General features: G+C 43.6%; 10 protein-coding genes and 2 pseudogenes. 1 reads left to right on the forward strand and 11 read right to left on the reverse strand.

Annotated features, from left to right (window positions below; all coding sequences use genetic code 11):
- The 7 genes and pseudogenes from HWQ37_RS33480 to trxA all read right to left on the reverse strand — a co-directional run.
- A partial coding sequence (locus HWQ37_RS33480) for a restriction endonuclease subunit R (RefSeq protein ID WP_292755566.1) occupies nt 1-508 on the reverse strand: 508 nt, incomplete at its 3' end.
- Between the two features lie 38 nt (nt 509-546).
- A pseudogene (locus HWQ37_RS33485) lies at nt 547-690 on the reverse strand (serine/threonine protein kinase); the annotation flags it as partial.
- Between the two features lie 12 nt (nt 691-702).
- Entirely contained in the window at nt 703-1,992 is a 1,290-nt protein-coding gene (locus tag HWQ37_RS33490; RefSeq protein WP_292755568.1) for an MFS transporter, read from the reverse strand.
- 185 nt (nt 1,993-2,177) lie between these two features.
- Nucleotides 2,178-2,843 (reverse strand): nitroreductase family protein, encoded by a 666-nt coding sequence (locus HWQ37_RS33495; protein ID WP_292755570.1) that lies wholly within the window; start codon nt 2,841-2,843, stop codon nt 2,178-2,180.
- 166 nt (nt 2,844-3,009) lie between these two features.
- Nucleotides 3,010-4,122: an alkene reductase gene (locus tag HWQ37_RS33500; protein WP_292755572.1), complete on the reverse strand. Its 1,113-nt coding sequence runs from the start codon at nt 4,120-4,122 to the stop codon at nt 3,010-3,012.
- Nucleotides 4,123-4,285: 163 nt separating this feature from the next.
- Nucleotides 4,286-5,080 carry an SDR family NAD(P)-dependent oxidoreductase gene (locus HWQ37_RS33505; RefSeq protein WP_292755574.1) on the reverse strand — a complete coding sequence of 265 codons (795 nt, stop codon included), beginning with the start codon at nt 5,078-5,080 and terminating at the stop codon, nt 4,286-4,288.
- Nucleotides 5,081-5,212: 132 nt separating this feature from the next.
- The gene (trxA, locus tag HWQ37_RS33510) at nt 5,213-5,536 is read right to left on the reverse strand and encodes a thioredoxin (RefSeq protein ID WP_292755575.1); all 324 of its coding nucleotides are present in this window, start codon (nt 5,534-5,536) and stop codon (nt 5,213-5,215) included.
- 80 nt (nt 5,537-5,616) lie between these two features.
- On the opposite strand from trxA, the gene HWQ37_RS33515 reads away from it, so the two are divergent.
- Complete coding sequence (locus tag HWQ37_RS33515; RefSeq protein WP_292755577.1) at nt 5,617-5,985, forward strand: ArsR/SmtB family transcription factor; 369 nt, start codon at nt 5,617-5,619, stop codon at nt 5,983-5,985.
- Between the two features lie 13 nt (nt 5,986-5,998).
- On the opposite strand, the gene HWQ37_RS33520 is transcribed toward HWQ37_RS33515, so the two are convergent.
- The 4 genes and pseudogenes from HWQ37_RS33520 to HWQ37_RS33535 form a co-directional block, all read right to left on the reverse strand.
- Nucleotides 5,999-6,229 (reverse strand): DUF4351 domain-containing protein, encoded by a 231-nt coding sequence (locus HWQ37_RS33520; protein ID WP_292755579.1) that lies wholly within the window; start codon nt 6,227-6,229, stop codon nt 5,999-6,001.
- Nucleotides 6,230-6,257: 28 nt separating this feature from the next.
- The gene (locus HWQ37_RS33525; RefSeq protein ID WP_292755581.1) at nt 6,258-7,037 is read right to left on the reverse strand and encodes a nucleotidyl transferase AbiEii/AbiGii toxin family protein; all 780 of its coding nucleotides are present in this window, start codon (nt 7,035-7,037) and stop codon (nt 6,258-6,260) included.
- Nucleotides 7,034-7,270: a hypothetical protein gene (locus HWQ37_RS33530; RefSeq protein WP_292755583.1), complete on the reverse strand. Its 237-nt coding sequence runs from the start codon at nt 7,268-7,270 to the stop codon at nt 7,034-7,036. The genes HWQ37_RS33525 and HWQ37_RS33530 overlap by 4 nt, the downstream gene beginning before the upstream one ends.
- A 79-nt stretch (nt 7,271-7,349) precedes the next feature.
- A pseudogene (locus HWQ37_RS33535) lies at nt 7,350-7,537 on the reverse strand (glycosyltransferase); the annotation flags it as partial.

The raw sequence follows: 7,537 nt of genomic DNA on the forward strand, positions 1-7,537 counted from the left end.
TCAACTTAATAAATTGAAATTCATTACCATTGGTGATAAACCCAAAAACAGGTTTAGCCGAAGTTGCATATGCTAACATACAAGCCAATGCTTGGGGAATTGCTGGCACTAATGAATAATCTGCTCGTTTCGCCTCAATAACGAGAACCCAAAATGGAGGATGGAACACCAAGATGTCAATACGTCCTCTGATAATCGTGCCTTCGTCTTCAGAAGAAATTCTGACCTCTTGTTCCGACGCGATGTAGAAAGGCGGTTGATAAAAACCTGCTAGACGCAATAGTGGAGATAGCACTACCATTTTGACTACAGGTTCTAAAATAGGATATTTCGATAGATGCAAATATTCTGCCTTGACTTCGTTGAGAGATTGCTTTTCTAAGTCACTCAACTCAGGTAAATCATGCCGCCATTCCGAAAAAAAATCTTCGTCGTCTGCAAGTTGTAGACCAAATTCATCAATAAGTTGAGCGAGGGTGATATCTTTTCCTTGAAGAATTTGAACCATTTGTTGAACCCTTGTATTTATCTGCCTAAAAAACTGCCTTACAGTGACGATTTGAGCAAAGCGATCGCGCCGACCCACAATACAATACTAATAGGCGCTCCGATTAGAATCCCAGCGATCGCCCAGCCTCTCTGATGCGCTTTGAATTGTTCGATACTGCGCCACCGTCTACTTTTCCAAGCCTTACGCACACTCTACGAATTCTTTTCTACAAGATAATTACTTTTAGTCGGAGTTTGACCAATTTGCAGTACACAAACTGCGGCAATCAGACAGAGAACGCCTGATAAAATAAACGCTTGTGAATAACTACCCGTCCAAGTTCTCAACACTCCGGCTCCGAATGCTGCTGTGGCTGCACCAACCTGGTGTCCCGCCACAATCCAACCGAACATCACGCCGACATTTTCTTTACCAAAGATGTTAGCAACCAGACGTACTGTCGGTGGTACGGTTGCAATCCAATCAAGTCCATAGAAGACGGCGAAAATGGAAAGTCCATAAAAGGAAAAGTTGAAACTGAAGGGTAAGAAAATCAAAGATAAACCCCGTAGTCCGTAGTACCAAAACAATAAGTAGCGATTGTTCCAACGGTCAGATAGCCAACCGGACATAGTAGTTCCAAAAAAATCGAATAGTCCCATGATTGCCAAAAGCCCAGCAGCCTTGACTTCAGGTATATTGTGGTCAATACAAGCAGGTATCAGATGAGTTCCAATTAACCCATTTGTGCTTGCACCACAGATAAAAAAGCTACCAAATAACAGCCAGAAGTCTCGATGACGCATTCCCAGCCAGAGGGCGTTAAGAGTGGAGGCGATGGAATTGACTTTGGGCTGTAACACTTCCACAGTCTCGCTGTTGTCGCCAAAGGGTCGCAAACCAACATCCGCCGGACGATCGCGCATAAAGACTGCGATCGCTGGAATAATTAGAAGTGCTGCACCAGTCAGAGCTAGAGCCGCAGTTCGCCAGCCAAAGCGATCGCTGATTGAGGCCAGCATCGGCAGAAACACTAGTTGTCCCGTGGCTGTACTGGCGGTTAAAATGCCCAGAACTAGACCCCGCTTTGACAAAAACCAGCGATTGACAACAATAGCACCCAAAACTAGGGCGATAACTCCGCTACCAGAACCGACAACTACACCCCACAGCAAGACTAATTGCCAGGAAGTTGACATTAAGGTGGTTAAACCGACACCGAGCGCAATGACAGCAAGTGAAAATACCATCATCCGACGAATGCCGATTCGCTCCATAACTGTGGCAGCAAAAGGGCCAATTAATCCGTAGAGTACTAAGTTAATGGAGATTGCCAAAGATATAGTTGCTCTACTCCAGCCGAACTCATGTTCCAGAGGCACGATAAAAACTCCAGGAGCAGAGCGGATTCCGGCTGCCACGAGCAAGGCTAGGAATGTTAAACCCGCAACGATCCACCCATAGTGGAACGAACGACGCGCTAAGAAGGAGGCTAGGGACATGACTGGGGACTGGGGAGTAGTAGTCTGTCAATAAATAATTGATAAATAAATTCCTTGTAGAGACGGCGATTTATCGCGTCTCTCTAACCGTCAAAATGAATGAATTTGACAGATTAGTACAAGGAGTAAGGGGAGCAGGGGGAGAATAACTATTGCCCAATGCTCCATTCCCAATTTAGGAAAAGTTACCCTGCATAAGGATTACCGATTCTATCTACAGAGACATTAGAAGAGAATGGCAAACGACCGGGATTTAAGCGTGGTTCGGCTGCATAGCCAACAGGTACTAAAACAGCGATCGCTAAATCTGGATTATCCCCAGCACCAATCACTTCTTTTACCTTGTCTTCAAGCCAACCATTCATAAAACAGGTAGATAAACCCAGACTTTCAGCTGCTAATACTAAATGGGTAGCAGCGATAATCGCATCTTTAATCGCATACTCCCGTTGTTTGTCTCCTAGTGTCTCTTGAAATTGCGGGATAGCAGTTTTAAAATAATTAGCCGTCCCTTCATTCCATGCTCCAGTTGCAAGAGCTTGTTCAATTATTGGGTTCAAGTTTTTTTCAGATGCACTCGCATCGGCAGCAAACACAAAGGTAACTGGTGCTTGGACAATTTGCTGTTGATTCCAAGCTGCTGCTGATAAGGCTACTTTTTGCGCCTCATCTTGCACGAGAATAATTTGCCAACCCTGAATATTATAACTGCTGGGTGCTGCCACGGTTAATTCTACCAATTGCTTGAGCAGTTCTGGGGCAATGGGGTCTGTTTTAAAACTTTTAATGGAACGACGTTTAGCGATCGCAGTAGGTACATCCAAAGGTTGAATTTGGGTAATCGGACTCATGAGATTCTCCTAATAATTGGGTTACAGCTGAATAATTCGTAATCAGCATACAAGCGAATTTATTCATTCATGAAACAAAAATAAAAATTATTCCTTGTTTCAGAACAAACAACTTGCCTACAGCACACTAAAATACAGTCGTAAACTCATAATTACGAATTACGAATTACACCTTAGCTACTGGCTCGTTAGCAGCCGACAAAAATGGATAATCTGTATATCCTTTTTCACCACCACCATAAAAGCTTGCTTGATTTGGTTGATTTAGTGGTGCATTTAAAGCCAAGCGTCGGGGTAAATCGGGGTTTGATATAAATAATGTACCAAAGGCAACTAAATCTGCGGCTTTGTTTGCTAGTACTGCATCGCCTTTTTCACGGGTATAACCACCATTGACGATCAGTGTACCTGTAAAGCGATCGCGGATATGACTAGTGGGTACAATTATCCCGCCATGTCTGATATCTGCCTCCGTTGCCTCATAAATATGCAGATATGCCAAATTAAACTGGTTCAACGCTTGGGCTGCATAACCAAATGTCTCTAAGGGATTGGAATCACCCATATCATTAAAAGTCCCACTAGGAGATAAACGTACCCCAACTCGATTAGAATCCCATACACTAGTTACCGCCTCTGTCACCTCCAACAGGAATCGGACACGATTTTCAACCGAACCCCCATATTTATCTGTACGTTGATTAGTGCGATCGCGCAGAAACTGATCTATTAAATAACCATTAGCTGAGTGAATTTCCACACCATCAAACCCAGCCGCTAGAGCATTTGCTGCTCCCTGGCGGTACTGTTCGACTACCTGCGGTATTTCCGAAGTTTCTAAAGCACGGGGAGTTACAAAGGGTTTTAGCCCCTCATAAGTTGCAGCTTCACCTTTAGGAGCGATCGCAGAAGGTGCTACAGGTAAAATTCCATGCGGTTGGAAGTCTGGGTGAGAAATCCTGCCTACGTGCCATAGTTGCAGAAAAATTCTGCCTCCGTGCTGATGTACGGCATCGGTTACTAACTTCCATCCCTCCAACTGTTCTGATGAATGAATTCCTGGTGTCGCAGGATAGCCCTGTCCTTCAGGAGTTACCTGTGTTGCTTCAGAAATAATCAGTCCGGCGGAAGCACGTTGGACGTAGTAAGTAGCATTCAGTTGGTGTGGTACGTTTCCCTCACCTGCCCTATTTCGGGTTAAGGGAGCCATTACTATCCGGTTAGGTAATTCCAGATTTCCTAACTGGTAAGTAGAAAACAAGTTGATATCATCTGTCATTGGTTATATCTCCAAATTATTTTTGTCATTTGTCATTGGGCATGGAGAAGAGACAAGGTAGACAAGGAAGAGGGGGGAGACAAGGGAGAGACTTATTAAATAATTCCCCCTTGTCTCCCTTGTCCCCTTGTCTCCCTTGTCTCCCCAGCCCCCACCAGCCACATTAAACAATCGACCGAATAACGCCACCATCTACCCGCAAAGCTGCACCATTAGTTGCTGATGCTAAGGGACTAGAAAGATAAACTACGATCGCTGCTACTTCTTCATTTGTTGCAAAGCGTTTGATTAAGGAAGTTGGACGCACATTCTGAAAAAACTCACTCTCAACCTCAGCGCGAGTAATACCGCGTTCCTGTGCCAGGTTGGTGATAAAGTCTTCAACTCCTTCTGAACGAGTTGGCCCTGGTAAGACAGAGTTTACTGTAACTCCAGTCCCCACAGTCATTTCTGCTAGACCTCTGGCAATGGCAAGTTGCGCTGTTTTAGTTGTGCCGTAGTGAATCATTTCCACTGGGATCTGAATACCAGACTCGCTGGAGATAAAAATTATCCGCCCCCAGTTTTGCTCTAGCTGCTTTTGCAGATATTGCCGACTTAAACGGACTCCACTGAGGACGTTAACTTCAAATATCTTTAACCAGTCTTGATCGGTAATATCAAAGAAGGTTTTTGGCTCATAAATACCCACATTGTTTATGAGTATATCAACATGAGGAACCTCTTGAATGAGTTTCTCTATCCCTGATGCAGTGGCTGCGTCGGCTACAACACCAGAAACTTTCGCGTCGGGTGTAGAATGCTTAATTTTGGCGATCGCTTGAGCTACTCTTTCTTCAGACCGACCGTTGACAATCACTGATGCACCCTCTTGAGCTAGCCCAAGAGCGACGGCCATTCCAATACCTGCGGTTGAGCCACTCACTAGCGCGGATTTACCATGCAATTTCAAGTCCATTTCGCTCTTTCCCCGTTAGTTGAAACAGAATTCAGGAGTCAGAAGTCAGGAGTCAGGAGTCTTATGTATTTTGACTCCTGGCTCCCTCTAGAGAAGACTGTAAACTAAATGCATCTCACAATAGTATCTAGATTAAAGATGCTGTGCTAAGGTCTTATTCAAGGTGGTTTTTGGCACTGCTCCTACAACAGTATCGACCTGGCGACCTCCTTTAAAAACCATCAATGTCGGAATGCTGCGAATCCCATAATGGCTGGCGACGGTCGGATTTTGATCTGTGTTCAGCTTGACAAATTTCACCTGGCCTTCAAATTCAGCAGCAACTTCATCGACGACTGGGCCGACCATCCGGCAAGGGCCGCACCACGGGGCCCAAAAGTCCACTAATACCGGAATTTCACTTTCCAAGACTTCTTGCTTGAATGTGGCTTCTGTAACGTTTGTAATGGATGACATAAATTGCCTTCCTAATTAATTCTATAATTCGATAATATCGAATAATAAAAATATATGCCACCTGATGAGATAATGCAACTATGAGATTTCTTTATCATCCAGATCGAAAAAATATTTCTTTACCGGGCGTATTGTATGCATTGGGCGATCCGGTGCGGCTAGAGATTGTGCGGCTGTTGGCGACTGAGGGGGAGCAATGCTGTGCTAAATTTGATTTTGCGATCGCTAAGTCTACCATGTCCAACCATTTTAAGATTTTGCGGGAGTCAGGGATAGTCTTGACACGCAAAGAAGGGACACACCATATTAATATACTGCGGCGTGAAGATTTAGAGGTGCTGTTTCCAGGGTTGCTGGATGCGGTATTGAAAGCCGCTCAACCATTGCCTGTTGAACCCGCCAGTAGTAGAGAGGCAGCCTCCATTAGGGGTAAGGGACAAGGCTGGTGATCTCTACTGCTATTTAGGGTTGTAAATTTTGTTGCCTTACTGATAACCAATTAGTTAAATCAGTAATTGAGGTAAAATCAAGCAATGCTTCAGCTAATCCTTCCAGTTCTTCAATAGATAAAGAACGTACACGGTCGAGTAATGCGTTATCAATATTAGCTAAACGACGATTTAGTTGCCGTGTTACCAATAATAACGCTTCTTGCAGCCTTGCATCGCGCTCGAAAGTAGTTACATATTTCATACGTTGTCTCGCCTCAAGTTGTTGTATTTCACGAATCTTCTCGTTTTTTAATTTGTGTTTCTAAATCAGCCAAGATATCATGTTGTTCTCGAAATGCCCTTGAAGTGTTAGACAAACCTAAATCTATAGATAGTAAATCAATACCGTCGATGATTTTAGGTATCTGAGCTTGATCGACTTGCAGACTGAGAAAGCATTTCTCCCTGTAATCTGGTCTTGCCTGAAAGAGTTCGATCGCTCTTTTCAAAGGGCGCATAACCTGATATGCTTTTTCAGCCTTCTCAATTGATACTTGAGGGATTGGCGATCGCAGCCTGAGAATTGCTAAATCAATTAAATCTCTTGCCTCAACGCTATCATCTGCGTAACGGTCAGAATTTGACAGCAGCTTAGAGGTAAAACAGTCATTGAAGCTTAAGCAGGGAACAAGTGACCATTTGGGATATCTTGGTGGATCTAGTTGAAAACGAGTTTCGGCAATAATTTCCGTTTTAATCGGCACATCATCTACAAAAACTATCATCCGAATTCCATATTGGTCAGTTGTGCTACGTCCAACTTGAATTTTACTTAAATCCCGAAATAATGCTTCATGCCCACCATCAAATACCACTGTACGCAAGTATTTGTAACCTTCTGTACCAACAGAAGCGATAAAATCAACGTCCTTACTCCAGCGATATTCTTCAAACTCAAATGCCAGAAGGGTTCCGCCACCGAAGTAAGCAGAACCCTTGCTAAGTATATCGGAATCTAAGGATTCAAGAACTGTGAGAATTTGATTATGGTGTTCTAACCTGAAGGTCATAAAGAAACTTGCAACCAGGATTTATAGCGTCTGGCAAGTTCCTGAAGAAAATTAAGTTCTTCACCCTCAAGATTATTGAATAGATTGTGATATTGCCAACCACGTTCATAGCGACTCAGCATTTGTTCTGAAGTAAAGCGATATACATCGGCGGTCTGCCAACAAATTGACTCTAGAAAAGGCAGCTTTTTGGGAACAGTAACAGGATTAATTGTTGGTGTTGCGGTTGTCATAACTCTTTTAATCAACCACTTTAGGCTTACTTTAATTTTAGATTAGCACTAGCGACTTTGAAATTCAATTTTATTATAACTATAAATTACCTGGGCTGTGATAAATTCTTCCTTTCCAAGCGCCGCCGCGCCCTTGCCAATGACGGAGTGCTGAATCTAGAGTCATTAAGGTATAGAGAAAAGCGATCGCAGGTAAACTAAATGCGAACCAGGGAGAACATTTATAAAAGCGGATCGTTGGGTAGTAAGCAAAAGTCATTAACAACC

It is taken from the genome of Nostoc sp. NMS4 (assembly GCF_017115095.1).
GTDB lineage: Bacteria > Cyanobacteriota > Cyanobacteriia > Cyanobacteriales > Nostocaceae > Nostoc.

Coding starts and splice junctions, on each gene's coding strand:
- HWQ37_RS33495 (WP_292755570.1), bottom strand. CDS start 2,843: ATGAGTCCGATTACCCAAATTCAACCTTTGGATGTACCTACTGCGATC.
- HWQ37_RS33500 (WP_292755572.1), bottom strand. CDS start 4,122: ATGACAGATGATATCAACTTGTTTTCTACTTACCAGTTAGGAAATCTG.
- HWQ37_RS33515 (WP_292755577.1), top strand. CDS start 5,617: ATGAGATTTCTTTATCATCCAGATCGAAAAAATATTTCTTTACCGGGC.
- trxA (WP_292755575.1), bottom strand. CDS start 5,536: ATGTCATCCATTACAAACGTTACAGAAGCCACATTCAAGCAAGAAGTC.
- HWQ37_RS33530 (WP_292755583.1), bottom strand. CDS start 7,270: ATGACAACCGCAACACCAACAATTAATCCTGTTACTGTTCCCAAAAAG.
- HWQ37_RS33490 (WP_292755568.1), bottom strand. CDS start 1,992: ATGTCCCTAGCCTCCTTCTTAGCGCGTCGTTCGTTCCACTATGGGTGG.
- HWQ37_RS33505 (WP_292755574.1), bottom strand. CDS start 5,080: ATGGACTTGAAATTGCATGGTAAATCCGCGCTAGTGAGTGGCTCAACC.
- HWQ37_RS33525 (WP_292755581.1), bottom strand. CDS start 7,037: ATGACCTTCAGGTTAGAACACCATAATCAAATTCTCACAGTTCTTGAA.
- HWQ37_RS33520 (WP_292755579.1), bottom strand. CDS start 6,229: ATGAAATATGTAACTACTTTCGAGCGCGATGCAAGGCTGCAAGAAGCG.